Source organism: Rhodoferax sp. LS1R11, from assembly GCF_056521395.1.
The window spans coordinates 73,184-99,870 of the sequence record NZ_JBWMAW010000015.1 but is presented as its reverse complement, the minus strand read 5'-3'; the positions used below and the strand labels follow the sequence as shown (position 1 = coordinate 99,870).

Below are 26,687 nucleotides of genomic sequence, written 5' to 3'. Positions count from 1 at the left end.
CCTGACAACAGGCCCCAGGGGCCACAAAATAGGGCGATTGACGCTTCGTTTTCAAGAAATCGCACTGTCATCAGCCTCGGCTGGCGTTTTGACGGCACTTGTTCAGCGTAGCCCTAACTTTCAACTGGCGCAGCTTGTCTACGGGGATTTATTGTCTGCGTTGGCAAGACCGGTCCAGACTATGGGCGATGTACCGCCGGATGTTGCACAAGCGGGACTGCAAAATCTGCAGGCATTGCGAGCGGAGTCGCAACTGCGCATCGCAGCGATCAAACAACCTCCGCCCCAGGATGCCATTCCTTCGCAGTTTGTTGCTCTATCCAAGCGTAACAAGCATGCCATTGCAGTAGACACGGCCAAAGCACGCCTTTATCTTTTCGAAAACAGCGCAGCGGGCACACGACTGATCGCCGACTACTACATCTCTGTGGGTAAAGCTGGCGTTGGAAAAAATGTGGAGGGCGATCAGCGCACCCCTTTGGGGGTGTACTTCATCACCAGCAACCTCGACCCCAAGAGTCTGAAAGATCTCTATGGGTCAGGCGCTCTGCCCGTGAACTACCCCAATGTTCTTGACTTGCGCCGGGGAAAAACTGGCAGTGGCATCTGGCTGCATGGAACGCCTTCGAACCAATTTACCAGGGCGCCCCAGGCGACCGATGGTTGTGTGGCTGTGGCCAATCCCGACCTGACCCGAATTATCAAAACGGTGGAGATTCGCACCACCCCGGTGCTCATCGGAAAGAACTTTCAATGGCTTCGCCCGACCCACGTCAATAGCGACAAGACGGCCTTCACGGACACGCTGCAAACCTGGGTGCAAGCCAAGAAAAAAGGCGGAGAGAGCGCATTGGTGAAGTTTTACGCCAACGATTTCAATGCGGACGGCAAAGACTTAAACCAATTCAGCCTGAGCCTGAAAACCGAAATAGCCAAACTAGGTGACCGGCCAGTGCAGCTCAATGACGTGTCATTGATCCGTTGGACGGACGAAGCAGACACCATGGTCGCCACCTTTGGTGAAGTCATTGTGGGCGACAAGACTGGGCGCACCATGCGCCAGTATTGGCAGAGGCGAAACAACGTCTGGAAAATAATTTATGAAGGTGTGGTCGGATAGTGGTGGGTGCTTTTTGTCAGGCGGGCGATTTGCATGCTTCACTTTTTCAACAAGCGCAAACCATTGCCAACTACCAGCAGGCTGGCCCCCATATCGGCGAACACCGCCATCCACATGGAAGCGCCGTCAGAAACCGCCAGGACCAGGAATACCGCTTTGATGCCCAGGGCCAGGGCGATGTTCTGGTAAAGCACTGATTGGGTTTTGCGCGACAACTCAATAGCCTCCGGGATGCGCCGCAAGTCATCATTCATGATGACGATGTCCGCCGCCTCCATGGCAATGTCTGTTCCTGCCGCACCCATGGCAATACCGATATCCGCACGCGCAAGCGCAGGTGCGTCATTGATGCCATCCCCAACCATCGCGCAAACACCATACTTGCTTTGCAAGTTCTCGATAGCCGCAAGTTTTTCTTCTGGTAGCAGGTTGCCACGGGCATCGTCAATCCCCGCCTGTTTGGCAATGGTCTGCGCAGTCGCGGTGTTGTCACCCGTCAGCATCACCGTGGCCACACCCAGACGCTTCAACTCAATGAGCGCCTCGCGAGAGCTTTCTTTGATGGTGTCCGCAACAGCAAAAATTACCAGCACCTGGGTACTGGAGGCCAGCATGGTGACCGTACGTCCCAAGACTTCTTGTGCCGCCAAAATGGCTTCGATGGCTGGGCTGCACAACCCTCGCTCCTCGATGAGCCGGTGATTGCCCAGTACCAGCATTTGTCCATCAACACGTGCCTGAACGCCTCGACCAGGCAGTGCTGTAAATTCTTCAAGCTGGCTGCTGCCTGGGTCAAGGCTTTGGGCGATGGCCTTGGAGACGGGATGGTCTGAATGGTCTGTCATGTCGGCTGCCCATCGCAGAATTTGCCACTCTGGTACTGTTGACACCACGAATTCCGTGGCGACCAGTTTGGGTTTCCCTTCGGTGATGGTGCCTGTCTTGTCCAGGGCAATCGCCTTGATTTGGTGGGCCTTTTCCAGGTACACGCCGCCCTTGATCAGAATACCTCTGCGAGCGGCTGCGGCCAATCCACTGACGATGGTCACAGGCGTGGAGATAACGAGCGCACACGGACAGGCAATAACCAGCAGGACCAGCGCTTTGTAGATCCAAGCGGACCAGTCGCCGCCCAGTAACAGGGGAGGGATGATGGCGACGGCCAGAGCAATCGCAAAAACAACCGGGGTGTAAACGCGAGCAAATTGATCGACAAATCTTTGGGTCGGTGCCCGTGATCCTTGTGCTTCTTCCACTGCATGAATGATTCGTGCCAAGGTGCTGTCACCCGCTGCTGCGGTCACCAGGTATTCAAAAGAACCAGACTCGTTGATCGTGCCTGCAAAGACCGTATCGCCTTCTGTTTTCTCAATCGGCATGCTTTCGCCAGTGATGGGGGCCTGGTTGATAGTGGTGCTCCCTTTGGCTATTTTTCCATCCAAAGCAATGCGCTCACCAGGCTTGACGCGAACCCGTGCGCCCAATACAACAGACTTTGCGGTTACCTCTGCCCAGGTGCCATCGCCTTGCAACAGCGTGGCACGGTCCGGCGTCATTTGCAGCAGCCCTTTGATGGCATGGCGGGCACGGTCCAGTGATTTGGCTTCAATCAGCTCCGCAATCGTGAACAGCACCATCACCATCGCCGCTTCAGGCCATTGACCAATCAGCAATGCACCGGTGACGGCGATGCTCATCAGCGCATTGATATTGAGGTTGCCGTTGCTGATGGCAATCCACCCCTTCTTGTAAGTGGTGAGGCCACTGCCGAATACGGCGATCACGGCAAGGACAGCTGCCACCCAGCCCGGCATCCCCGCCCATTGCACGGCCTCTGAAGCGATGGCTGCAATACCGGCCAATGCAAGCGGCCACAAGGGCTTTACAGGCTCTGGCGTGGGTTCGGAGGAGGTAGATGTACCGTCGGATATCTCTGGGGTGAAGCCCAGTGAGCGGATCGCTTCCAGGATCGGCTCAATGGCGGCAGGCTCGTGTGTGACGGTCAGCACGCGCTGAATCAGATTGAACTCCATGCCAGCCACACCCGCCATGCTGCCCAACTTGCCGCGTAAAAGAGCTTCCTCGGTAGGGCAATCCATCTGCATGATCCGAATGGGCGTTTGTAACCCTTTGGCTGTGGACACTGGCGCACTGGGTTTGGCCAGGGACTTAACGGTCCCTGCACCGCAACAGTCGGGAATCTCAGCAGAGACGGATGCCAGGGGTGAGGAGCCACAAGCTTGACCACCATGTTCATGCGTATGAGCGTGTCCTTCTTCATGGCGGTGACCATGGCTGTGGGAATCGTGGTTTTTCTTTGCTGACATCAGGTATTTCCAGGAGTGTTCAGCAAATTAAACAACCTGAAGTTACTATAGAGTCAACAGGTTTTGGGAGTTTTCATGAAAATAGGTGAATTGGCGAACGTGGCGCAATGCACGGTTGAGACGGTGCGTTATTACGAGAAGGAAGGCTTGCTGCCTGAACCCGCGCGCACGCCGGGTAATTTCCGGGTGTACGGGCCTGAACATCTGGAACGATTGCGCTTCATTCGCAACTGCCGTGCCTTGGATATGAGCCACGAAGAAATTCACACCTTGCTCAAGTTGGCCGACCAGCCCGCCGAGGGCTGCGGTGCTGTCAATGCCGTTTTCGATGAACACATTGCCCATGTGGAAGAGCGCATTCAGGAGTTGGCCCAGCTCAAGCTGCAATTGAATGCCCTACGGCAGCGATGTCGAACCGAGCAGGCGGTCGACGCCTGTGGCATCTTGCAAGGGTTGGCGGCGATGGAAACCGCACAGAAGCCAGAGCGCCATACCCATTTGGGTTGAAGATTTGAAGGTGCTTTTTATGCACAGCAAAGATCACTGGGAAAAAGTCTATTCCACCAAGGCATCGGATGGCGTGAGCTGGTTTCAGCCTGATGCCGATCTGGTGGGCACGTCATCAAGGCAACCTTTGGCGCGAATGGCCCGGCGCAGTGCAGTGGTCTGCCGGTCATGCGCTACGCACCCGACGAGTTGCACGCCAAATTCGGCGAGGCGTTCACCATGCTGACCCACAAAGAGCAGTTGCACCACACGCCCTTTGGTACAGACCAGCAGTTCATCTATTGCATGTACCGAAAGATGCTGGCATGAACAGTGTTTGGAGAGCCCGCCAACACATCTTTCTGGTTTGCCACTGGTTTAATGGCTGCAGGTTTCTTGCTGCATTGAGTTTGACCTTGTTCGTATAGTTGCTGACACTGTCTCCTCATCCCGTTGGATGTGTGTATGCGGCCTACGGCGGCGTGTGCATCGCCGTTTCAGTCTTGTGGCAAGAACTGACATTGCAAATCGTGGTGCCGCAGTTGGCCAGATCCCCAGACCTGCGCATGACGGCTATCCATGATTGGCACAGTATGATTCTGGTTGATGTTCAATCAACGTATCCACAAGGCCCTCTGACATGTTCGACGATCTGACTCCATTCCTCCTGCATTGGGGTATCACGGCCGTGTCGCTTTGGGTGGCCAGTCATGTTTTTCGTGGCATCAAGTTTGTTGACACCGGATCGCTGATCGTCTCGGCGCTGTTGCTGGGTTTTGCCAACGCGATCGTGAAGCCCCTGCTCATCGTGCTCACACTCCCGTTGACGTTTTTGACCTTCGGCTTGTTCCTGCTGGTGATCAACGCATTGATGATTCTGCTGGTCTCTTCGCTGGTCAGCGGGTTCAAGGTCTCCAGTTTTTGGACAGCGTTTTTTGCCAGCATCTTCATCACCGTGCTCAGCTTTTTGCTTGGTTCATTCGTTCTGCCTGGAAGCGCGTCGCACACCCTCCAGATGCCTCACAGCGGCATGTGGCTGTGAGGCGATCGTAGAAATAAGCTCAGGCAGGAATCCACAGTTTTGGCAGGTTGGAGAGATTGCGCAAAATCTTACTCAGCGACCCATTGCGCACCAGGTGGGTGGCGCGTTCCATGTCCGGGGCGAGGTAACGGTCTTGCGCCATCTGCGGCACCGTTTGCCGCAGCAGTGCATGCACCTCCTCCAGCGAAGGCGAGCTTTGCAGGGGGCGCAAAAACTCGATGCCCTGGGCGGCCGCCAGCAGTTCTATCCCCAAAATATTCGCCGTGTTGCTGATCATGGCCTGCAGGCGTCGCGCTGCAAACGTGGCCATGGACACATGGTCTTCCTGGTTTGCGCTGGTGGGCAGGCTGTCCACGCTGGCGGGGTGGGCCAATGATTTGTTCTCTGAGGCGAGGGCCGCAGCGGTGACATGCGCAATCATGAAGCCGCTGTTCAGGCCGGCATCGGCGGTGAGGAAAGGCGGCAGGCGTGACACGCTGCTGTCAATCAGCATGGCAATACGGCGTTCGGCAATGGCACCCACTTCAGCAATGGCCAGAGCCATGCCGTCGGCAGCCAGCGCCACGGGTTCGGCGTGGAAATTGCCGCCCGAAAGCATGGCGCCATCTTCGGCAAATACCAGTGGGTTGTCGGTCACTGCATTGGCTTCGCGTACCAGCACCAGGGCGCCGTGGCGGAGCTGGTCCAGACAGGCGCCTACTACCTGGGGCTGGCAGCGCAGGCAGTAGGGGTCTTGCACGCGGTCATCGCCGTCCAGGTGGGAGTTGCGGATGGCGCTGCCTTTGAGCAGTTCACGGTAATACTGCGCCACGTCCATTTGGCCTGGCTGCCCGCGCAGGGCGTGGATGCGGGGATCAAACGGGCCATCACTGCCGCGGGCCGCGTCAATCGTCAGGGCACCAATCACGAGGGCCGCTTCCAGCACGGGCTCGAAACTGAGCAGGGCGTGCAGTGCGAGTGCCGTCGAGGTTTGTGTGCCGTTGATCAGCGCCAGGCCTTCTTTGGCGCCCAGCTGCAGCGGTGTGATGCCGGCTTGCTGCAGCGCCAGAGCGGCGGGCACGCGCTGGCCGTCCTGCAGCATGTCGCCTTCGCCAATCAGGGCCAGTGTCATGTGGGCCAGGGGGGCCAGGTCGCCCGAGGCACCGACTGAACCCTGTGATGGCACATAGGGCACCAGTCCGGCGTTGTGCACGGCCAGCAGGGTGTCGATCACCACTTCGCGCACGCCGGAGTAGCCACGCGCCAGGCTGGCGGCCTTTGTGGCCATCATGAGTCGCATGATTTCAGGCGCCAGCGGTTCGCCCACGCCCACACTGTGGGAGCGAATCAGGTTGAGTTGCAGGGTGTCCAGCTGTGCCTTGCTGATGCGCTGGTTGGCCAGTTTGCCAAAGCCGGTGTTCACGCCATAGACCGGCACGTCACCATCCGCGGCGCGCTGTACCACCTGTTGGCTGGCACGGATGATGACGCGGCACGATGCGGGCAAGGTGAGTTGCACCACACCGGCGTGAATGGTTTGCAGTTGTTCCAGGGTGAGCTGACCGGGCTGAATGAGCAGGGTGGTTGAGGTGGGGGTCATGGTATTCACGCTTTCATGGGCAGGTTCATGCCGTGTTCTTTGGCGCAGTTTTCTGCAATGTCATAGCCGGCGTCGGCATGGCGCATGACGCCGGTGGCGGGGTCGTTCCACAGCACACGTCCTAAGCGCTCGGTCGCTTCCGGTGTTCCGTCGGCCACGATCACGACACCGGCGTGCTGTGAGTAACCCATGCCGACACCCCCGCCGTGGTGCAGGCTGACCCAGGTGGCGCCACTGGCGGTGTTGAGCAGGGCGTTCAAGAGCGGCCAGTCGCTCACGGCGTCGCTGCCGTCTTTCATGGTTTCGGTCTCGCGGTTGGGGGATGCCACCGAGCCGCTGTCCAGGTGGTCGCGGCCGATCACAATGGGCGCTTTGAGCTCGCCCGTGCGCACCATCTCGTTAAAGGCCAGGCCCGCCAGATGCCGCTCGCCCAGGCCGATCCAGCAGATGCGGGCAGGCAGACCCTGAAACGCGATGCGCTCCTGCGCCATGTCCAGCCAGCGGTGCAGGCCTGCATTGTGGGGAAAAAGCTCTTTCATCTTCGCATCGGTCTTACGGATGTCTTCCGGGTCACCGCTCAGCGCGACCCACCGGAAGGGCCCCACACCGCGGCAAAACAACGGGCGCACATAGGCGGGCACAAAGCCGGGGTAGTCAAACGCATTCGCCACGCCAAAGTCTTTGGCGACCTGGCGCAGGTTGTTGCCGTAGTCCACTGTGGGAATGCCCATGGCGTGGAAGTCGAGCATGGCTTGTACATGCACGGCGCAGGATTCGCCTGCGGCCTGGGTCAGTGCGGCGTGTTGGGATGCGTCCTTTTGCGCGGCCTTCCATTGCGCCACGGTCCAGCCCGAAGGCAGGTAACCGTTGATGATGTCGTGCGCCGAGGTTTGGTCGGTCACGATGTCGGGGCGCAGTCCGCCCGCCTTGGCCCGGCGTACCAGTTCGGGCACTACATCGGCCGCGTTGGCGCACAGCGCGATGGAGACCGCCTCGCCACGGGCGGTATGGTGCTGGATCATTTGCAGTGCCTCATTCAGGGTGGCGACTTGTTTGTCCACATAGCTGGTGCGCAGGCGGAAGTCGATGCTCGTTTGCTGGCACTCGATGTTGAGTGAACAGGCCCCGGCAAACGTGGCGGCCAGCGGCTGTGCGCCGCCCATGCCACCCAGTCCTGCCGTCAGTACCCAGCGCCCGGCCAGGCTACCGCCGAAGTGCTGGCGCCCAGCTTCCACAAAAGTCTCATAGGTGCCTTGAACAATGCCTTGTGAGCCGATGTAGATCCAGCTGCCGGCGGTCATCTGGCCGTACATCATGAGCCCGGCACGGTCCAGCGTGTTGAAGTGCTCCCAGGTCGCCCACTTGGGCACGAGGTTGGAGTTGGCAATCAGCACGCGGGGCGCGTTGGTGTGGGTGCGAAACACACCCACGGGTTTGCCGGATTGCACCAGCAGGGTTTCGTCCGCTTTCAGGTTGCGCAAGCTGTCCAGAATGCCGTCAAAGCACGGCCAGTTGCGCGCAGCCTTGCCAATGCCGCCGTACACCACCAGCGCGTCGGGGTTTTCGGCCACCTCGGGGTCAAGGTTGTTTTGCAGCATGCGGTAGGCCGCTTCGATTTGCCAGTTGGCGCAGGTCAGTTCGGAGCCACGGGGCGCGCGCACCGGGCGGGCCTGGCTGTTGGCAAAGGGGCGTTGGGAGAGATCGGACATGGTTGAACTCTGTGAGGGTTAAGGGTTTGTCTGGATAGTTTAGTTGTCTATACAACTTATACAATAGCGGGAAAACCCTGAGGCACAGCATGACCACTACCCAACTTCCTGCCTATGAGCAGGTCAAAGCCTTCGTCAAGGCCCAGATCAACAGCGGCGTCTGGCGCCCCGGTGATGCCGTGCCCAGCGAGGCGGCGTTGCAGCAGCAGTTCGGCATCAGCCGCATGACCGTGAACCGGGCGGTGAAAGAGTTGGCGGTAGAAGGCGTGGTGACCCGGGTGCAGGGTTCGGGCACGGTGGTGGCGCAGTTGCACCGCATCTCCAGCACACTGGCCATTCGCGATATTCATGAGGAAATTCTGGAGCGCGGGCACGTCCACACCACGAAGGTGTTGACGGTGGAGTCGATCAAGGCCGACGCCGCCTTGGCCAAGGTGTTGAACCTGCGCACCGGTGCCAAAGTGTTTCATTCCGTGCTCGTTCATTTTGAGGATGGTGTGGCGATCCAGCTTGAAGACCGCCATGTGAACCCTGCCTCGGCTCCGGGCTATCTGGCGGTGGACTTCACGGCCACCACGCCCACGCATTACCTGCTGGAGCACGCGCCGCTGACCGAGGCGAGTTATTCGATTGAGGCGGCTTTGGCGAGCGCGGAAGAGGCCAGACACCTTGGCATCAAACGGGGCGAACCCTGCCTGGTGATGATCCGCAGCACGGTGAGTGGCCCCCATGTGGCCAGCTTGGCGCGCCTGGTGTACCCCGGCATGCGTTACAGCTTCAACGGCAATTTTCAACTGTGAACTGGCCCATCGTTCACCTGGCGGATGTGGCGCCTACGCCCTGGAAAAACGGCGGTGGTGTTACCCGCGAACTGGTGGCCTGGCCCTCCGCCCAGAACTGGATCTGGCGCCTGTCGGTGGCGGACGTGACCCGCAATGGACCGTTTTCAGGCTTTGAAGGCGTACAGCGCTGGTTTGCCGTCCTGGACGGCGAGGGGGTCCGACTGACGCTGGCGCAGCAGGTGCATGAGTTGACGCCTTCAAGCCCCCCCTTTTGTTTTGACGGTGCCACCCCGGTGGGCTGCCAGTTGCTGGGTGGCGCGACCCAGGACTTCAACCTGATGGTGCGTTGCGACCGGGCTTCAGCGCAGATGATGCGAATTGAAGGAGACGTCAGCTTCAGTCTTGATGCTCCTAAAATGATAGCTATATACGCAGGTGGTACCTGGGCTAGCGTTCGTTTTGATCATAAAACCCTGCTGATTCCTGCCCAATGCCTGGCCTGGCAGTCGCTGCCCGCCGGGGCCGAGGTACAGGTCAGCGCTGCCCACGCCTTATGGATGGAGATTGAACTATGAGCCTGAAACTCTGGACCCATTGCCGCGTGGCGACCCTGCAAGCCGACGCGCCGCAACCTTACGGTTTGATTGACGACGCGGCGCTGGTGGTGGCCGGTGGACAAGTGCATTGGGTGGGCCCGCGAGACCAATTGCCGCAGGAGCTGCTGGCGCGTTGCGGGCAAGTCAACGAGGCAGGCGGCGCGTTGATTACGCCGGGGCTGATCGATTGCCACACCCATCTGGTCTACGGCGGTGACCGCGCCCATGAGTTCGAGATGCGCTTGAATGGTGCGTCTTATGAAGACATCGCGCGCCAGGGCGGCGGCATTGCCTCCACCGTGCAAGCTACTCGCAGTGCCACGTCTGATGAGCTGCTGGCGCAAAGCCAGGTGCGCCTGAAGCACTTGCTGGAGGAGGGCGTGACCACGCTGGAAATCAAGTCCGGTTATGGCCTGGCGCTGGCCCATGAGCGCAAGACGCTGCAGGTGGCCCGCACGCTGGGGCACATGAATGCGGTGGACGTGCGCACCACGTTTCTGGGCGCGCATGCCTTGCCGCCTGAATTTGCAGGGCGCAGGGACGAGTACCTGGACGAAGTGCTGCGCATGTTGTCCCTGCTGCACGCCGACGGACTGGTGGACGCCGTGGATGCGTTTTGTGAGCGCATTGCGTTCAGCCCGGCACAGACGGCCCGTGTGTTTGAAGCGGCCCGGCACCTGGGCTTGCCGGTCAAGCTGCACGCCGAACAGCTCAGTGACAGTGGCGGCGCCCAGTTGGCGGCCAGCTTTGGCGCCCTGAGTTGCGACCACCTGGAGTGGTTGTCAGAAGAGGGTGCTCGCGCGATGGCGGCGGCGGGCAGTGTGGCGGTTTTGCTGCCGGGTGCGTTTTACTTTCTACGTGAAACCAAGCTGCCGCCAGTGGCCCTGCTGCGCCAGCACGGGGTGCCCATGGCGATTGCCACCGACTGCAATCCTGGCACCTCTCCCTGCACCTCGCTGTTGTTGATGCTCAACATGGCCTGCACCCTGTTCCGCTTGACGCCTGAGGAGGCGCTGGCCGGGGTCACCCGCCACGCCGCACTGGCGCTGGGTCTGCAGGACAGGGGGGTGCTGGCGCCAGGCAAGCGGGCGGATTTTGTGCTGTGGGATGTGCAGCGCCCAGCCCAACTCAGTTATGCCCTGGGGGCCAACCCCTGTATTCAAACCATCTTCCACGGCGAGCCGCGATGAGCTACACCTTGCATCGCGGTACGTCCGCCCTGTTGGTCAGCATGCCCCACATCGGCACTGACATTCCACTGGCCTTGCAGGATGCCTATGTGCCGCGCGCCCTGGCGCTGGAAGACACCGACTGGCACCTGGACCGCCTTCATGACTTTCTGCCCGAACTCGGCGCCAGTGTCTTGCTGCCGCAGATGTCCCGTTATGTCATCGACCTGAACCGCCCGCCGGACGACGCGCCCATGTACCCCGGTGCGGCCAACACCGAACTGTGCCCGACCCGGTTTTTCACGGGCGATGCACTCTACAAGCCGGGTTGCGCGCCCGCGCCAGACGAGCGGAACCGACGCCGTGAGCTGTATTGGGAGCCCTATCACACGGCATTGGCGGCGGAGTTGCAACGCATCACAGCCCTTCACGGCTTTGCCCTGCTGTGGGATGCGCACAGCATCCGTTCCCAGATTCCCTGGCTGTTTGACGGCACCTTGCCGGGCCTGAACATCGGCACGGCCAGCGGCACCAGTGCGGACCCGGCGATTGCCGCGGCGCTTGACCAGGCTTGCGTTCGCGCGGGTACGGTGAGCCATGTCGTCAATGGTCGCTTCAAAGGCGGCTTTATTACCCGGCACTACGGTGACCCCCAACACAAGGTGCATGCCGTGCAGATGGAGATGTGCCAGTCGCTTTACATGCGCGAAGCCGCGCCGTATGACTATGACGCCCATCAGGCCGGGCAGATCCAACCCTTGCTCAAGGCCCTGATGACCCAAGCCCTGACCACCTGTGGAGCGTTGTATGGCCGTTAAATTGACCCGATTCTTCGCGTCCCAAGCCTGGGTGCAGGGCGCCTGGGTTCGCGATGTGCTCTTGACCGTGGACGCCAACGGCGCGTGGTGCGGCATTCAGACTGACGCGCCCGCCGCAGATCGGAGGGACGCCCAATGGCTCTCCGGTCCGGTGCTACCTGGCGTGGTGAACGCCCACAGCCACGCCTTTCAGCGTGCCATTGCCGGCCTGACCGAGCGGCGTGGGGAGGGCGGCGCGGGCGGTGATGACTTCTGGAGTTGGCGTGACCGCATGTACTCGGTGGCCTTGCGCGTCACGCCCCGCCAGCTGGAAAGCATCGCCACGCTGCTGTATGCCGAACTGCTGGCGGGCGGCTACACGCAGGTGTGCGAGTTTCACTACCTGCACAACGCGGTCGATGGTCGCCCCTACGCGGACCCCTTGGAGATGTCGCTGGCACTCGTGCGTGCGGCGCAGCGGGTGGGGATGGGGTTAACGCTGCTGCCCGCGCTGTACATGCGTTCCGGCTTTGGCGCGGTGGGCCTGCGCGAAGATCAGCGGCGCTTCGCGTCTACGGCGGACAGCGTCATGCGTCTTGTGGAGGGTGTGCAACGCCAGACGGCGGTGCTGGCTCGCGTCAACGTGGGTCTTGCCGTGCACTCGCTGCGTGCGGCCGACAGCCCGGCCCTGGGTGAAGTAGCCGCGTTTGCCGCCAGGGGCGGGCTGCCGGTCCACATCCACATGGCGGAGCAGACGCAAGAGGTGCAGGATTGCATCGCCCATACCGGCCAGCGTCCCATTGAATGGTTGATGGCCAACCAACCGGTGGGCGACCGTTGGAACCTGGTGCACGCGACCCACACCACGTTGCCTGAGCTGCAATCAGTGGCCGGCAGCGGCGCAGCCATTGTCATTTGTCCCAGCACCGAAGCCAACCTGGGAGACGGTGTGTTTGACTATGGCGGCTTCGCCCACTTGCGTGGCCGTTGGTCCATCGGGTCCGATAGCCACGTGACCCGCAGCTGGACCGAAGAGCTTCGCCTGCTTGAGTATTCGCAGCGCCTGACGCAGCAAAAGCGCAACGTGGCGGCGCAATTGGGTCCGGGCGAAAGTTGTGCTGCGGCACTGCTGGAGGGGGCGCTGGCGGGTGGGACGTGCGCAACATCGCTCCCTCTGGGGGCCATTACTCAGGGCCACCGGGCTGACTTTGTGGTGCTTGACCTGCAGTCTTCAGCGCTGCTGGGCGTTCCTATTGAGAATGTGCTTGATGCCCTTGTATTTTCCAGCCCCGATGCCCGGTTCAGCCAGGTTTATGTGGCTGGTCAACAAGTGGTGGCCGAGGGACGGGCCTGCGGCTGCCATGCTGATACGGATGTGTGGCCGCAACTGGCGCAAGACTTTGTGCAGACCATGAAAGCACTGTGGGCATGAAGCGCCCCTCTCAGTGATTAACATAGAGGGCATGACTACCGCCACACTCCACGCTCCATTACCCGTGCCTCTGAAACAGGATGCCACCATCATCGGCCTGGTGGGTTTGGCCCACGCCAGTTCACACTTTGCGCACTTGTTGCTACCTCTCATGTTCCCGGTGTTCATGAAGGAGTTTGGCCTGAGCTACTCCGAATTGGGCTTGCTGATGACCACGTTTTTTGTGGTCTCGGGGCTGGGGCAGGCATCTGCCGGTTTTGTGGTGGATCGGGTAGGTGCGCGGCCGCTGCTGTTTGTGGCGATGGGGATTTTTGTAGCGGCCTGCCTGGCGGCTTCCCTGGTCACGGGTTACACGGGACTGGTGCTGGTGGCCGCTCTGGCGGGCTTGGGCAACGCCACGTTTCACCCGGTGGACTTCACGATTCTCAACCAGCGGGTCTCGGCACCCCGCCTGGGCTATGCCTTCAGTGCGCATGGGCTGACCGGTAACCTGGGCTGGGCCGCGGCGCCGCTGTTCTTTGCGACCCTGAGTAGCCTCTACAGCTGGCGCACCGCTTACCTCGCAGCGGCGGCCATGTATGCCGGTATCCTGGTCTTGCTGCTGGTGCAGCGCGACAAGCTCAGTACCCAGGTGGTGGTGCATCCTTCAGAGGGGCCTGCCGAGCATGACATGGCGTTCATGAAGCTTCCTGTGGTGTGGTGGTGCTTCGGCTTCTTTTTGCTCTCCACCATGACGTTGGCCGTGGTGCAGAGTTTTTCAGTGTCCATTCTCAAGGCCATGCATGGCGTGAGTTTTGAAGCTGCCACGTTAACGCTGACGGCTTACATGCTGTGCGGTGCATTGGGCATGTTTGTCGGTGGCTTTATTGCTGGACGCACCGCCAACAGCGACCGTGTGGTGGCGTTGGCCATGGGTGTTGCCGCTGTGTTGCTCGCTGTGTGCGGGACCGGGATTTTCGGTGCCATGGGCACGATGGTCGTGTTGGCGGGCACTGGGTTTGCGGTGGGCATTGGCGGGCCTTCGCGTGACATGATGATCAAGAAGGCCACTCCCAAAGGGGCGACAGGCCGGGTCTATGGCATGGTGTATTCGGGGCTGGATGTTGGTTTTGCCCTGTCGCCCATTCTCTTTGGTGCCTTCATGGACCGGGGCTGGTATGGTGCGACCCTGATGGGCGCCGCAGTGGTTTTGTCACTCAGTGTGGTGGCCGCATTGGGCGTTGGAAAACGCAGTAAAAACGCCTCGACAATAACTGCCAGCATGCGCTGATCCAACCAGGCTCTCTAAATGGGCGTGGAGGCGTCTAGTGTGGTGGTGCGTGGGGTGGGATGGGCTCGGTAGTGGGGGCTCATGGCCACGGTCTCCCCAACGATGAGGAGTCCAGGTCGGGGCCCATACCCTGGCGCTTTTTGTACCAATTGCTGCAGTCCGGTGGCAATGACCACCTGGCTGCTCCGTGTGCCATCCTGAACGATGGCCGCGGGTGTGTCGGGTGGCAGGCCGTGCGCGATAAGGCGTTGCGCAATCAGCGCGAGGCGCTCCACCCCCATGTAAAAAACGCGGGTTTGCCGCGGTTGCGCCAGGGCATGCCAGTCGGGTTCGTCGTCCTCATTGGCCAGGTGGCCTGACAGGAATACGCAGCTGCTGGCCATATCGCGGTGGGTGAGCGGTATGCCTGCTGCCATGGAGCAGCCGCTGGCTGCCGTGATGCCTGGAATCACTTCGTGTGGAATACCGGCGGCCTGCAGCGCCTGAACTTCTTCACCACCGCGGCCGAACACAAAGGGGTCACCCCCTTTGAGCCTGACCACGGTCCTGCCAGCGCGTGCATGTTCCACCAGAATGGTGTGAATGTTATTTTGGGCCACCGCATGGTTGCCTGCTGCCTTGCCGACGTAAATGCGTTGGGCATGGGCGGGTACGAGCGCCATGATGTCCTCCCCGACCAAGCGGTCGTGCACCACGACTTGGGCGAGTTGAATCCGGTGGATGGCACGCATGGTCAAGAGGTCCACCGCCCCCGGTCCTGCGCCCACCAGGTACACCATGCCGATACGCGGGGTGTGTTCATTCGTCATCACAGTTCCCCGGCCCGCGGTGAAAAACAAGCTCTTCGACCACCCGGCCATTGACCAGGTGTTCTTCAACAATTCGATCCATGTTGGCAGGAGTGACGTTGTAGTACCAGACACCATCAGGTTGCACACACATCACCGGGCCACCTTTGCAGGCCGCAAAACAACTGACCCGGCTGCGCTTGACGCGCGTGTCGCCATCGTGCAGGCCCGCAGTCTTGAACTTGTCGCCTAGGCTGTCAAACAGTGCCTGCGACGCTCCATCCTGCGTACAGCGCGGACCGGTGCAGATCAGCAGGTGACGTTTGTAGGCACCGATTTTTGGCTTAACCACATCGTTCATACCTCGGATTCCTCGGGGGTGCTCACCATTGGTTCGCTGGTGTCTGATAGCACGGCTTCGATGTAGTCCACTGGCAGCTTGTGTTGGCGGGCCAATGCGGCAACAGTGGCACCTTCTGCGTGGTCAATGCGCAGGTTTTCCATCCAGCCGAGCAGGCCAGTTGACAGCGATCGTCCCGCTTTTTCTCCTTCACGTGTGCTGCCATCACCATGCAGTTCGTATTTGTTGGCGTAGCCGCGTGGTGTGACCATCAAGCCATGGCGCACGAACGTGTTGCTGTTGCCAATCAGCACAGTGGTCAGCATGCCGATGTCGCATTCGCTCATGTGATCCAGCGTGGTGAACTCAATACGCTCGCGGCGTCGATAGGCCGACTTGACCACCGCCACGGGGGTATCGGGCCGGCGATGGCGTAAAAACAAGCGTTGTGCTTCTACGATTTGTTGCGTGCGGCGACCACTTTTTGGGTTGTACAGCGCCACCACAAAGTCAGCGGCCGCCACCGCGTCCAGACGGCGGGCAATGATGGGCCAGGGCGTTAGCAGGTCTGACAACGAGATGGAGCAAAAGTCATGCGTGAGAGGCGCCCCCACCAGCGCCGCACAGGCGTTGATGGCGGACGCGCCCGGAACGACTTCCACCTGTACATCCGACTCCGGTGTCCAGCCCGCCTGGAACAGTACTTCGTAGGTGGGGCCGGCCATGCCATATACCCCGGCATCGCCGCTGGAAATCAACGCTACCTTTTTTCCTTCGCGGGCGCTGGCCAGTGCATGCACGGCACGGTCGAGTTCTTCGGTCATGCCCTTGCGGATGACTTCCTTGCCTTCGAGCAAGTCAGCCACCAATTTGATATAGGTGACGTAGCCGACCACTACATCGGCTTCGGCAATGGCGTCTCGCGCGCGTTGCGTCATGTGGTCATGACTGCCGGGGCCAATGCCCACCAGCATGATCTTGCCTTTGATATCGCTCATTGAGAGGCTTTCACGGTATGGGGGGTGGTGGCGCCCGAGCGCTCCAGCATGGCCACCACGGCGGGGCGCAGCCAGCGCTGAAATGTCAGACCAGTCACGACACCCAGGCTCACCCAGAACGACAAGGACACCCAGGTCGTCGCCCAGATGAACTGGATGCCCAACTGACGCAAAAACACTTGGGCTTCACCACTGAAGCCGGCCAGGGGATCGACCACGATGTGCGGAGCGCCCACCACATAGGGCAGCGCGAGCCAGGCTGCTGCCGCGGCCCAACGCAGGTGACTGCGCACCAGCGCCAGTGACACACAAGCCAGTGCCGCACTGCCTGCAGCCAGCACCCACCAACCCTGGCGCGAGCCCAGCCGGGCGGCATCCATGCCAGGAATCTCGGCGTGCAGACCCAGTGAAGGCCAAAAATGGAAGGTCAGCCAGCCTGCCGCAGCCACCCAGGAAGCCAAAGGCAATGAGCGCAGTGCGGTACCACGCCACAGGCTGACCCCCATTGCCGCAAACACCAGCAGCGCCATGCTGAACGCGTGCAACACATTGGCCACCCAGGTCCAGAACAGGCGCTCTGCGCCATCGGCAGGAGACCATTCTTCGGCTTTAGGGGCGGTGCCATGGTCGTGCGCAGCACCGTCCGCATGCGTATGCATGGCAGCCATGGCAGGCGCATTCACCGGCGCCGGTGTCTCCACCTTCTGGCTCTCAAACACCTCGGCCGCCAGGATGATGGGCACGGCCTGCAGCTGCTGCACGCCCGACTGCACGCTGCCAACCAGCAAGGCAGCTGCCAAGGCAGCCCAAATCAATCGTTGAAAAATCATGGGTATCTCCCGGTGTGGTGGTGAGTGATCAGTGGCACGGCTTGACTGTCACGTGGCGCACGTCATGCGCAGCGTTGTGTGCCAGGGGACTCTCCGCAAACGCCACGCCGTAAAGGACGAGCAGACTCAGCGCAGCGCCTGCCGCCAGTTGCAATAGCAGGCTTCGTGTCACGCTCATGCGCTGGTCGAGGGGAAAGGTGGTCGTGGTGGACGGGTTCATGGTGTGCTCCATTCAAGGTTGAGAAAAAAGAATACTGTCGCATCGGGCTATGGAAACCGTGGCGTTGCGCCCATCGGCACCACGGTGTTTGAATTTTTCGACCAGCAAGGCGGTCATGGGCAAGGCCTGTGCACGACCCAGCACCCCAGCGCCAGCCAGCAGGGCCGCAGCCTCGCTGACTGAGGGTGTGCCGGTGTATTGGCGCACCGTCTCTGATGGATTGGGCACAGCCACCTCGGCGAGTTGGTCTGGTGTGTAAAACGCAATGGTCCAGCTTTGCTCTGAGGCCAACTCCAGCAGGCCCACTTCATCTGCCTTGAGCGTGATGCTCGCGGCAGCCACCACCTGCGAGGCCAGAGCTCCGGCCCGTGCCAAAGCGGCTTGCAGCGCGTATTGCAGTGTGGCCAGCGGCGTGCCGCGGTCACAACCCAGCCCAACTGCCACGTTCATACCGCCTGCTCCACCGGTGGGCGGTAGACCACCAGGCGCTCATGCAGCTCGGCCCAGTGCGTGTCTGTCACCTCCGCGTGGGTGATCCATAGAATCGCTTTGAAGCGTGCCAGATCCACATCGGCCAGGCGCTCAAACTTGTGGATGCTGGCGGGTAGCGGCGTGGGCCGAGTCCACCAGTGGGGACTGCCTGCCTCTTGCACCACGGCAATCGGCTCGCCATTGACCACATGCGCGGACACGCGGGTGATGTTGATTTTTGGGGCCTCCACCTTCCAGCCCAGCTCGCGGCCCAGGATGTCAACCGGTATGGTTTTTCCTACGTCAGACGCGGTCGTTAACACGGGCGTTGCGCCCAACAAGGCGGCGACCGCCTCGGCCATCGCATTGGCGCCGCCCACATGGCCTGATAGAACGGGAATGACGAATTGCGCGGCATCGTCCACTACCAGCACGCCAGGGTCTTCGTCCTTGCTTTTCAGGTGGGGGGCGATCAGCCGCACGACAGCCCCCAGCGACACGAAAAACACCACCTGGTCAAAGTCGGCAAACAGCGCGGCGATCTCGTCACGGAACGGGCCGCTGTAGGCCCGCACGGGGTTGATCAAGCCGGCCATCAGCGGCGCAAATTTGTCGGCCACGCAAACGCTGGCTTCGGGCATCTGGCGGGCCAGATCGGCGGTTTGCTGGGCACCGTGCTTGGTGATGGCGACTAAAACGACACGTGTGACTGTGCTCATGCGGGAGTTTCCTCTTCTTCAATTTCGGTAGATGTTTTCTTGCGGCAACCGCGCTGCACCTCGCCACGCACGCGGCCTGGGTTTTTCACCAGCAGCAGGGATAAATAGTTGACCTTGGTGCCCTTCAACTCGGCCACGTTGGTGACGATGCGCTCCACTGGCGAACCGGCTTTTTCAATAAAGCGGCTGTGTTGCAACAAGCCACGCCGCTCCAGCAGGTCGATCAGATCGTCGAGCAGGGGCTTGACCTTCATCAGCACCAGGGTGTCGAAGTCTTCGAGCATCTTTTCAACGGCTGCAATGCCGTAGGCCGCGGGCACGATGGCAATGGTGTCGTCCTGCTCGGAAAGCGGCATCTGCAGTCTGGCGCAGGCGGCGTTGAAGGAGGTGACGCCAGGCACGATGTCAATGTTGGCGTTCGCATCAAGTTCCCGCAGCACCCGCGCCAGGTAGCAAAAGCTGGCGTAAGTGGATGCGTCTCCCTCGACCAGAAACAGAACATCCTGCCCATTGGCCAGTAGGGTCTTGACGGTCTCGGCGGCTTTGAGCCAGTGCCGTGCGAGTTTTTCGGTATCGTGTGTCATCGGGAACAGCAGTGACTGATGCTGGACGGGCAGCACCAGCCCGCCCCGCAATGCGATGTCCAGCGCATAGCTTTCCTTGCGCAGGCTGCGCACGGGGTAGGTCCAGACCGTGTCGGTGCGTTCGAGCAAGGCCCAGGCACGGCGGGTGATCAGGCCCGGGTCGCCGGGCCCCAAAGACACGCCAAACAGGCGGCCGGGCGCAACAACCGGAGTAGCTTGTTGAAGGTCAGTCATCAGCTTGCTCCACCTTGCCTGTTTTTGGCAGCGATATTTTCTGAGCGCACACCAGCCACACCGGGTTTTCAGCGGCCATGCGGTTCATGTGCAGAATGGGCTTGCTGCGGGAGGCTTGCAGCTGCAGCACGTCCCAGGCAAAGCCAAGTGCTTTCAGGGTGTCCACCGCTACGCCCAGGTTTTCCAGTGTGACGAAGTTCATCACGAGCCAACCGGAGGGTTTGATGCGCGCCATGATCAGCCTGATCAGCTCTGCCAGTTCACCGCCAGAGCCGCCGATAAACACGGCATCAGGATCCGGCCACTGTTGCAGGCCATCAGGGGCCTTGCCCTGCACGAGGGTGTGGTTGCTGATGCCGAGGCTCTTTCGGTTGCTGCGCACAATGGCGCTGTCGTCTGCGTTTTTTTCAATGGCGTATATGTGCCCCTGGCTGCAAAGGCGTGCGGCCTCCAGGCCGACTGAACCCGAGCCCGCACCGATGTCCCACACCACGCTGGTGACGCGAAGCTGCATGCGCGCCAGTGATACCACCCGAACCTCATTCTTGGTGATAAGTCCTTTTTCCGGGTAACGCTGTTGGTAGCTTGCGTCTGGCAAGCCCAATAGAACGGGCGGTGTCCGCAGTGTGGTTCGCCAAAGCAGCACCACGTTCGGATCGGTAAAAGGCATCTGTGCTGCGGCAGTGATTGCCATGCCGCTGACGATTCGCTCCTCGGGCTGGCACAGCCGCTCGGCCACCGCCATTTCGAAGTCGTCTGCCAAGCCCTCCGTGACCAGCATGCGGGCGATGCGGTCAGGGGTGTTGCCGGGGCTGGTCAGAATGGCCAGGCGGTCATGCTGGCGAATATCGCGAAGCAAGGCGTACAGGCCGTGGCCAGGTTCCGAGCCTTCGATCCAGTCGCCAGCGTCCTTGCTATGGACCGATGAAAATTTCATCTCCTGCCAGGGCAAGCACAGGCGCGCGCAAGCGAGCTGAAGGGTGGACACGTTGGGCAGCACATTCAGTGCCTCGATGCACAGGCGAGAGGCGAGATACGCCGCAATGCCGTGGCACAAAGGATCACCTGTGGCCAACACCACGACTCGTTGACCGGCTGTCTGGGCGTCCCGGATCCATTGCGGCACTTGTGAGAGTGCGCCTGACAGATCCCGCTGTTGCGCCGCTGGATTGATATACCCGGCAAATAATTGCAGGGTGCGGGTACCGCCAATGACAAGTTGCGCCTGTTGCAGGTGGGCCAGGGCGCCGTGGCCCAGACTGGCTGCGCCGTCGTCCAGGACGCCAATGATGTGGCACTTCGTGATGGGGTGGGTGACGTCAGAACTCAAGAGGCCTCCGCTATCTTGTGACCATCAAAGTCACAGACCAGCACTTTCAATTCAAATTGATCGGGGTAACGGGTGCGCAGGGTTTGGATCACCCGCTGTGCCAATGCCGTGTGAAATGCGGTACCGAGGCCGAGCGCATCCATGCGTTCGCCTGCGTAGCGCGCGGTTTCATTCTGGCGAATGGCGTTACACACTTCTGGAGGTGCACCCAGGCTGGTGGCAATGTCGGCAAGCAGGCCGGTATCGACCTCGGCACGTCCGGCGTGGGTGATGGTTTCGCCTTGGGCAATTTTGGTGAGCTTGCCGACCATGCCGCCAATCACTACCTGTTTCAAGCCCGCCTTGACCGCAGCGCCCATGGCATAGCGCAAAAAATCACCCATTTGCACGAAAGCCGGTTCCGGCAGGTGAGGCATTTCTTCCATGACAAATTTTTCGGTGCGTCCTCCCGTGGTCAGCACCACGACGCCATGCCCCAACGTCCCGGCCACTTGTACACCTTGCACCACACTGGCGCGATAGGCCGCCGTGGAGTAAGGTTTGACGATGCCTGTGGTGCCGAGGATGGAGATGCCCCCGAGAATGCCCAAGCGGGCATTCAGGGTCTTTTGGGCCATTTCCACGCCTTGGGGAACCGAAATACAGACTTCAAACCCGCACTCTCCAAGCAGTTCGCCTGCGGCTTCCTGCACGTTGGCTGTGATGTTGCGACGCGGCACCGGGTTGATGGCAGGGCCTCCTACTGTCAGCCCCAAGCCCGGCATGGTCACGGTTCCCACGCCAAAGCCACCTGACAGAAACACTTGGCCGGGCGAGTTGCGCAGCAGGGTGACGTCGGCCGTGAGGTGTGCCTTGTCGGTGCAATCGGGGTCGTCGCCGGCATCTTTGATGACCATGGCGTGCGCGGTGTCGCCATGGACGGCACCGTCAAGTACCTTAAAACTCACCAGGTCCCCGTTGGGAAGCCTGCATTCGATGTTGTCCGGAACCTGCCTGGTGACCAAGCCCAGAGTCGCCGCACGCGCCGCCGCAGCCGAACACGCACCGGTCGTAAATCCGGTGCGGGTACCGCGAGCCGCGTCTTTGTGCATCATGCGGCAACCGGCTTTTGTAACGCTTGTGCTTCAGCCAGGCCGAGCAGGGCGTGAATCGCGGCGACCACCAGGGTGGAGCCGCCCTTGCGTCCTCGAATCACGATCCAGGGGACGGCATATTCAAGCGCCATCAAGTCTTTGGATTCCGCCGCTGACACAAACCCCACCGGCATGCCCACGACCAGTGCGGGGAGGGCGCCTTCTTCGTGAATCAGGCGAACCAACTCAATCAGGGCTGTGGGTGCATTTCCGATGCCGACAATGGCGCCATCAATCAACCTGTGCCGATGCGCCTTGCGCATGGCTTGCACGGCACGGGTTGTTCCTTCCATCTTGGCAAGTTCAATCACATCTGAATCCGAGATGAACTGATGCGTGCCCATGCCGAAATGACCCAGGCGTGGTGCAGACAGGCCTACACAAATCATCTCTACATCGGCCACCACGCGCGTGCTGCGTGACAGGACCGCCGCCACGCCTGCCGCGACCGCCTGCGGGTGAAAGTCGGTCAGGCCATTGAAGTCGAAATCCGCATTGGCGTGAATCATTCGGCGCACGATGGGCCACTGTTCTGATGTGTACGCATGCGCGGCAACCTCGCGGTCAATCACCGCAAAGGAGTCATGCTCAATCGCCCGCCCGGCGGCTGTGAGCTGCTCGGTAATCACATTGGAGGTGTTGCCAGGAGTACTCATGACTGCGCGTGCGCGTGATCGTGATCGTGGTGGTGCGGCAGGGCATCGTCATGGTGGTGACCGCCCATGCCGTGCTCAACGCCAAATTCGCGGTATTTGCAGCCATCGCATGGCATGCGTGATTCCGGCGCGCCGTGTTTCAGGTCATTGACGCGCTCTTCCAGCAGTTCGAAAATTTCGCGTTCAAAGCCAAAATACGTTGTCGAGGTGAATCGTATCGTGGGGTACTGCATCTGGAGGTTGGCCACCTGCTTGGTGATGCGCTCAACCAGGGTTCCATTGAAAAGGTAGTAGGGCAACACCACGACTTGCGTCATGCCCAACAGGCTTTGCCGTTGAACTGCTTTTTCGAGGCGGGGGTAGGTGATGCCTGTGAAGGCCAGATCCACCAGTTCGTGGTCCGTCTCTTCCATCACCCAGCGGGCCATTTTGGCCATCTCACCATTGGCCTGCCGGTCAGATGAACCACGTCCCAAAAGGACAATGCCGGTGGTCGTGGGGTCTGGCATGTCGAGCGCCTGCATGGCTCCTTTGAGACGACGTTTGACAATCGAGAGAATGTGATCACAGGCGGTGAGGTGCGGTGCGTACACAAACTGCACGCCCGGAAACTTGAGCCGCGCACCGTCAATGGCTTGGGGGATGTCCATCTTGACATGCCCTGCCGCGTTCAGAATCAGTGGTACCACCATCACCCGTTGTGCGTCCGTGGCGGCCCGGCGCAGGCCTTCGCTCATGGTGGTTTCTGAAAATTCGATGAAGCAGATTTCAATGCGCCAGTTCGGCTGGCGCAGGCGCCACTGCTGTGCGAATGCTTCAATCTCATCGTTGCCTGATTTTTCGCGTGAGCCGTGGCCCACAAGAAGAATGGTGTCTGTTGTCATGGTATCTCCGAGATTTCGGTGGGAGTGAGAGGTGAATAGGGCGAGTAAGGGTGGGCGTCCTCCGCAGGGACCGCGCTTGCATGGCGAAACCGGTGGGTAAAGCTGGAGTCGTACAGCTTGGACTTGGCCAGCGTTGCCCAGTGGCGGGCACCCAGCGTCGGGCTGGCGATGATCATGGACTGGCTGACGATCTTGGCCTCGCGACACAAAGCTTGGATCGTGGCCACGGTGCCTCGAATAATTTTCTCTTCGCCTGGCCAACTTGCCTTGTGCACCACCACCATCGGCGCGTCATTGGCCCATCCTGCGGCGGTCAGGGCTTGGGTTACGCGGCCCAGCAGCGTGATGCTCAGAAAAATGCACAGCGTGCTGTGGTGTGCCGCGAGGGCCTCCAGTGATTCGCCCTCGGGCATGGGCGTGCGGCCTTCTACCCGGGTGAAGATCATGGTTTGTGTGACTTCGGGCAGGGTCAGGCTTTCAACGGCGGCTGCGGCTGAAGCCATGGCCGAAGACACACCCGGTACCACCTGTATCGGCACACATGCAGCATCCAGCGGTTGCACCACCTCAATCAGGGCGCCATACAGGGTTGGGTCCCCCGTTTGCAAGCGGATCACCGTGTCGTGCAGGCGGGCTTGCGCAATCAACCAGGCGGCCATTTGCTCCAGCGTCATGTCCTTGGAGTCCGCAATGGTGCACCCTTGGGGTGCCCAGCGCGTAGCCGCGGCGTTCACGAGGGAGCCTGCGAACAAAATAGCGCCAGCGCGCGCAATCAGGTCACGTCCCTTGACCGTGATCAGGTCGGGGTCGCCTGGGCCTGCACCCACAAACCAAACGGTGCCCGTGCTCATGGGCCCAACACTTTCAAGCGTTGATTCAACATCGCATCCCTTCCACGCCCATCGCGTGACTGAACAACAGGCGTGAGCTTGCGAAAGGAAGGGGAACAGGGAAGAGAGCCAAAGTTTCGAAACAACGCAGGTCTAGGACATCAATGCCCGAGAGAACGCTGTAAAACATGGCCCGCTGACCCTTGCCCATCGCAAGATCACGCTCAAAAAACCAGGCCGGTCTCCGGGCTCACGAGTTAAGAAGCGTCAGCTCCTTTGCTAGACCACCTTCCCATGCATGTGCACAGTGGTGATTGGTCTGGCTTTGACTCGTTTACCGTTGCGAGGGCAGCGTCGGCATTGCGGGGGTTCATGACAAACCTCTGCGCACCGACTTCCCGTTTAATCCTGCAGACCCAAGCCTGCAAGACACCTGATAACGTGCTGAAAGTGTAGCAGTGAAATTGGGATGGTCAGAATGTGATGTGACTTGCCGGTCGTCAGCATGGGCCGGGTTGCAAGGGCAAAATAGCTGACATGACTCAAAAAGATTCTTCAAAAATTGCGGGCCATCTTCTGGTCGAATGCCTTGTCGCCCAAGGCGTTACCCATGCGTTTGGTGTGCCTGGTGAGAGCTATCTGGCTGTGCTGGATGGCTTTCACCTTCACCGTGACGACATTCGCTTCATCATCAATCGCCAGGAAGGCGGCGCTGCTTTCATGGCCGAGGCGCACGGCAAGCTGACCGGACGACCGGGGGTCTGTTTTGTCACCCGCGGACCGGGTGCAACCAATGCTTCGATCGGTGTTCATACTGCATTTCAGGACTCAACACCCATGGTGCTTTTTGTGGGCGATGTAGCCAGCGATACGCGTGATCGGGAAGCCTTTCAGGAGGTGGACTACCAGAGCTTCTTCGGGCCCAGCACCAAAGGTTTTGCCAAACGTGTAGAACGAATTGACCACGCACACCGCATTCCCGAATACGTGGCGCGCGCCTTCGCAACCGCGATGAACGGACGGCCTGGACCGGTGGTTTTGGTGCTGCCCGAAGACATGTTGGCGCAGCCTGTGGTTGCGCATCCATCCACCAGCGAATGGCCACAAGCCCTGCCGCGAGTTGCAGCTGTTGAAGCCTGGAGTGACCCGGGGTCCTTGCGCACCTTGCGGGAGATGCTATTGAAATCAGAGCGACCGTTTGTGATCGCCGGGGGGGGCGGATGGACGGTCCAGGCCGCGCAGGCCCTGCAGCGCTTTGCCGAGAACTGGAAGCTGCCGGTGGGCAATGCCTTTCGCTTTCAGGACACGTTTGACAACTTTCATCCGCAGTATGCGGGCGATGTGGGCATCGGCTTGAATCCCAGGATTGCACAGCGCATCAAGGACAGTGATCTGGTCATTGCGATTGGCCCGCGTTTGGGGGAAATGACAACGGGTGGCTACACCTTGCTGACAGCGCCGCGGCCGAAGCAAAAGCTGGTGCACATTCATGCCAGTGCTGAAGAGCTCAACCGGGTGTATCAGGCGGACCTCGCCATCAATGCCACCATGAACGCGGCAGCCCGTTCTCTTGAAGTGTTGTCGGCGCCTGTGGCTGTGGCATGGGAGGCGTGGACACAAGCTTGTCAGGATGACTATCAGGCCAACCTCGTGCCGCAGGTCTTGCCGGGTGATATTGACATGCCAGCCCTTGTTGCGACCTTGCAAAAACATCTGCCGGAGGACGCCGTGTTGACCAACGGTGCGGGCAATTTTGCGAGCTGGATGCATCGGTTTTATCAACATCACGGGTTGGTCAAAGGCTTCAAGACGCAACTTGCACCGACCAACGGCGCCATGGGTTACGGCGTGCCCGCGGGTATTGCTGCGGCTATCACGACCGGGCGACTGGCCTTCACCATTGCAGGAGACGGCGACTTCTTGATGAATGGACAAGAGCTGGCAACGGCCGTCCAATACGGAGCCAAGACCATCATTGTCTTGCTCAATAACAGCATGTTTGGCACCATCCGTATGCACCAGGAACGCGAGTATCCGCAGCATGTGACGGGCACACAACTTCATAACCCCGACTTTGCAGCGCTTGCCCTCGCGTATGGGTATGCAGGCGTGCGTATCACTCAAACTGCTGAGTTTGAACCCGCATTGCTGGCCGCTATTGCGCGGACCCAGGGTACCTTGATCGAAGTCAAGCTCGACCCGGAAGTCATCACGACACGGGGAACCTTGTCTGCCATCACGGCACAAGCGTTGCAGAAGTAGTAGGCATCAATAACTGATGGTGTGTGCACGCGCATTCCCAATTTTCATATGGGAGAAGTAGGTTTAATTGCGGCATCGTTTTGCCCGTTTTTCGAGTGG

At 60.3% G+C, this 26,687-nt stretch carries 28 protein-coding genes and 1 riboswitch; of the genes, 12 read left to right on the top strand and 16 right to left on the bottom strand.

Going from position 1 to position 26,687, the window contains the following annotated elements; translation table 11 throughout:
* Positions 1–181 precede the first annotated feature (181 nt).
* Complete coding sequence (locus AC097N_RS16870; protein WP_479583060.1) at positions 182–1,120, top strand: L,D-transpeptidase family protein; 939 nt, start codon at positions 182–184, stop codon at positions 1,118–1,120.
* 38 nt (positions 1,121–1,158) lie between these two features.
* On the opposite strand, the gene AC097N_RS16865 is transcribed toward AC097N_RS16870, so the two are convergent.
* A complete protein-coding gene (locus AC097N_RS16865) occupies positions 1,159–3,447 on the bottom strand; it encodes a heavy metal translocating P-type ATPase (protein ID WP_479583057.1) in 2,289 nt (762 codons plus the stop codon).
* Between the two features lie 75 nt (positions 3,448–3,522).
* Between AC097N_RS16865 and cadR the strand changes: the two genes are divergently transcribed.
* The 4 genes from cadR to AC097N_RS16845 all read left to right on the top strand — a co-directional run bounded on the left by cadR (position 3,523) and on the right by AC097N_RS16845 (position 4,975).
* Entirely contained in the window at positions 3,523–3,954 is a 432-nt protein-coding gene (gene cadR, locus AC097N_RS16860; protein ID WP_479583054.1) for a Cd(II)/Pb(II)-responsive transcriptional regulator, read from the top strand.
* A gap of 168 nt (positions 3,955–4,122) precedes the next feature.
* A complete protein-coding gene (locus tag AC097N_RS16855) occupies positions 4,123–4,263 on the top strand; it encodes a hypothetical protein (protein WP_479583052.1) in 141 nt (46 codons plus the stop codon).
* Positions 4,264–4,361: 98 nt separating this feature from the next.
* The gene (locus AC097N_RS16850) at positions 4,362–4,589 is read left to right on the top strand and encodes a hypothetical protein (RefSeq protein WP_479583050.1); all 228 of its coding nucleotides are present in this window, start codon (positions 4,362–4,364) and stop codon (positions 4,587–4,589) included.
* On the top strand, positions 4,574–4,975 hold the full coding sequence (locus AC097N_RS16845) for a phage holin family protein (RefSeq protein ID WP_479583048.1): 402 nt from the start codon (positions 4,574–4,576) through the stop codon (positions 4,973–4,975). Before AC097N_RS16850 ends, AC097N_RS16845 begins: the two co-directional genes overlap by 16 nt.
* A gap of 19 nt (positions 4,976–4,994) precedes the next feature.
* Here AC097N_RS16845 and hutH read toward each other — a convergent pair whose 3' ends face one another.
* On the bottom strand, positions 4,995–6,563 hold the full coding sequence (gene hutH / locus AC097N_RS16840; RefSeq protein ID WP_479583046.1) for a histidine ammonia-lyase: 1,569 nt from the start codon (positions 6,561–6,563) through the stop codon (positions 4,995–4,997).
* A complete protein-coding gene (gene hutU, locus AC097N_RS16835; protein WP_479583043.1) occupies positions 6,560–8,263 on the bottom strand; it encodes a urocanate hydratase in 1,704 nt (567 codons plus the stop codon). Before hutU ends, hutH begins: the two co-directional genes overlap by 4 nt.
* Positions 8,264–8,352: 89 nt before the next feature.
* On the opposite strand from hutU, the gene hutC reads away from it, so the two are divergent.
* The 6 genes from hutC to AC097N_RS16805 are packed head-to-tail and all read left to right on the top strand — an operon-like array spanning position 8,353 to position 14,309.
* Positions 8,353–9,063 (top strand): histidine utilization repressor, encoded by a 711-nt coding sequence (gene hutC / locus AC097N_RS16830; protein ID WP_479583041.1) that lies wholly within the window; start codon positions 8,353–8,355, stop codon positions 9,061–9,063.
* On the top strand, positions 9,060–9,620 hold the full coding sequence (locus AC097N_RS16825) for a HutD/Ves family protein (protein WP_479583039.1): 561 nt from the start codon (positions 9,060–9,062) through the stop codon (positions 9,618–9,620). Before hutC ends, AC097N_RS16825 begins: the two co-directional genes overlap by 4 nt.
* The gene (gene hutI, locus AC097N_RS16820; protein ID WP_479583036.1) at positions 9,617–10,831 is read left to right on the top strand and encodes an imidazolonepropionase; all 1,215 of its coding nucleotides are present in this window, start codon (positions 9,617–9,619) and stop codon (positions 10,829–10,831) included. Before AC097N_RS16825 ends, hutI begins: the two co-directional genes overlap by 4 nt.
* On the top strand, positions 10,828–11,628 hold the full coding sequence (gene hutG / locus AC097N_RS16815) for an N-formylglutamate deformylase (RefSeq protein WP_479583033.1): 801 nt from the start codon (positions 10,828–10,830) through the stop codon (positions 11,626–11,628). The genes hutI and hutG overlap by 4 nt, the downstream gene beginning before the upstream one ends.
* The gene (locus AC097N_RS16810; protein ID WP_479583031.1) at positions 11,618–13,039 is read left to right on the top strand and encodes a formimidoylglutamate deiminase; all 1,422 of its coding nucleotides are present in this window, start codon (positions 11,618–11,620) and stop codon (positions 13,037–13,039) included. The genes hutG and AC097N_RS16810 overlap by 11 nt, the downstream gene beginning before the upstream one ends.
* Before the next feature lie 31 nt (positions 13,040–13,070).
* On the top strand, positions 13,071–14,309 hold the full coding sequence (locus AC097N_RS16805; RefSeq protein WP_479583029.1) for an MFS transporter: 1,239 nt from the start codon (positions 13,071–13,073) through the stop codon (positions 14,307–14,309).
* A gap of 14 nt (positions 14,310–14,323) precedes the next feature.
* Here the strand turns inward: AC097N_RS16805 and cobA are convergent, their stop codons facing one another.
* From cobA to cobM, 13 genes are read right to left on the bottom strand one after another with little or no spacing between them, the layout of a single operon-like run.
* Entirely contained in the window at positions 14,324–15,118 is a 795-nt protein-coding gene (cobA, locus tag AC097N_RS16800) for a uroporphyrinogen-III C-methyltransferase (RefSeq protein WP_479583027.1), read from the bottom strand.
* The gene (locus AC097N_RS16795) at positions 15,108–15,458 is read right to left on the bottom strand and encodes a (2Fe-2S) ferredoxin domain-containing protein (protein WP_479583025.1); all 351 of its coding nucleotides are present in this window, start codon (positions 15,456–15,458) and stop codon (positions 15,108–15,110) included. The genes cobA and AC097N_RS16795 overlap by 11 nt, the downstream gene beginning before the upstream one ends.
* Positions 15,455–16,435, bottom strand: a complete 981-nt coding sequence (gene cobJ / locus AC097N_RS16790; protein WP_479583023.1) for a precorrin-3B C(17)-methyltransferase — start codon at positions 16,433–16,435, stop codon at positions 15,455–15,457. Before cobJ ends, AC097N_RS16795 begins: the two co-directional genes overlap by 4 nt.
* Entirely contained in the window at positions 16,432–17,265 is an 834-nt protein-coding gene (locus tag AC097N_RS16785; protein ID WP_479583021.1) for a CbtA family protein, read from the bottom strand. Before AC097N_RS16785 ends, cobJ begins: the two co-directional genes overlap by 4 nt.
* 28 nt (positions 17,266–17,293) lie before the next feature.
* Positions 17,294–17,485: a CbtB domain-containing protein gene (locus AC097N_RS16780; RefSeq protein ID WP_479583017.1), complete on the bottom strand. Its 192-nt coding sequence runs from the start codon at positions 17,483–17,485 to the stop codon at positions 17,294–17,296.
* A 12-nt stretch (positions 17,486–17,497) separates the two neighbouring features.
* Positions 17,498–17,935: a cobalamin biosynthesis protein gene (locus tag AC097N_RS16775; protein WP_479583014.1), complete on the bottom strand. Its 438-nt coding sequence runs from the start codon at positions 17,933–17,935 to the stop codon at positions 17,498–17,500.
* A complete protein-coding gene (locus AC097N_RS16770) occupies positions 17,932–18,675 on the bottom strand; it encodes a cobalamin biosynthesis central domain-containing protein (RefSeq protein WP_479583011.1) in 744 nt (247 codons plus the stop codon). The genes AC097N_RS16775 and AC097N_RS16770 overlap by 4 nt, the downstream gene beginning before the upstream one ends.
* On the bottom strand, positions 18,672–19,493 hold the full coding sequence (gene cobI / locus AC097N_RS16765; RefSeq protein WP_479583009.1) for a precorrin-2 C(20)-methyltransferase: 822 nt from the start codon (positions 19,491–19,493) through the stop codon (positions 18,672–18,674). The genes AC097N_RS16770 and cobI overlap by 4 nt, the downstream gene beginning before the upstream one ends.
* On the bottom strand, positions 19,486–20,823 hold the full coding sequence (cbiE, locus tag AC097N_RS16760) for a precorrin-6y C5,15-methyltransferase (decarboxylating) subunit CbiE (RefSeq protein ID WP_479583007.1): 1,338 nt from the start codon (positions 20,821–20,823) through the stop codon (positions 19,486–19,488). The genes cobI and cbiE overlap by 8 nt, the downstream gene beginning before the upstream one ends.
* Positions 20,820–21,917 (bottom strand): cobalt-precorrin-5B (C(1))-methyltransferase, encoded by a 1,098-nt coding sequence (locus AC097N_RS16755; protein ID WP_479583005.1) that lies wholly within the window; start codon positions 21,915–21,917, stop codon positions 20,820–20,822. The genes cbiE and AC097N_RS16755 overlap by 4 nt, the downstream gene beginning before the upstream one ends.
* Positions 21,914–22,612 (bottom strand): precorrin-8X methylmutase, encoded by a 699-nt coding sequence (locus tag AC097N_RS16750; RefSeq protein ID WP_479583003.1) that lies wholly within the window; start codon positions 22,610–22,612, stop codon positions 21,914–21,916. Before AC097N_RS16750 ends, AC097N_RS16755 begins: the two co-directional genes overlap by 4 nt.
* Positions 22,609–23,496, bottom strand: coding sequence for a sirohydrochlorin chelatase (locus AC097N_RS16745; RefSeq protein WP_479582998.1), 888 nt, complete (start codon positions 23,494–23,496; stop codon positions 22,609–22,611). Before AC097N_RS16745 ends, AC097N_RS16750 begins: the two co-directional genes overlap by 4 nt.
* Positions 23,493–24,347, bottom strand: coding sequence for a precorrin-4 C(11)-methyltransferase (cobM, locus tag AC097N_RS16740; RefSeq protein WP_479582996.1), 855 nt, complete (start codon positions 24,345–24,347; stop codon positions 23,493–23,495). Before cobM ends, AC097N_RS16745 begins: the two co-directional genes overlap by 4 nt.
* Positions 24,348–24,544: 197 nt before the next feature.
* Positions 24,545–24,778, bottom strand: a riboswitch (cobalamin riboswitch).
* Positions 24,779–24,863: 85 nt separating this feature from the next.
* Between cobM and AC097N_RS16735 the strand changes: the two genes are divergently transcribed.
* Complete coding sequence (locus tag AC097N_RS16735; protein WP_479582994.1) at positions 24,864–26,588, top strand: thiamine pyrophosphate-binding protein; 1,725 nt, start codon at positions 24,864–24,866, stop codon at positions 26,586–26,588.
* Positions 26,589–26,687: the final 99 nt, after the last annotated feature.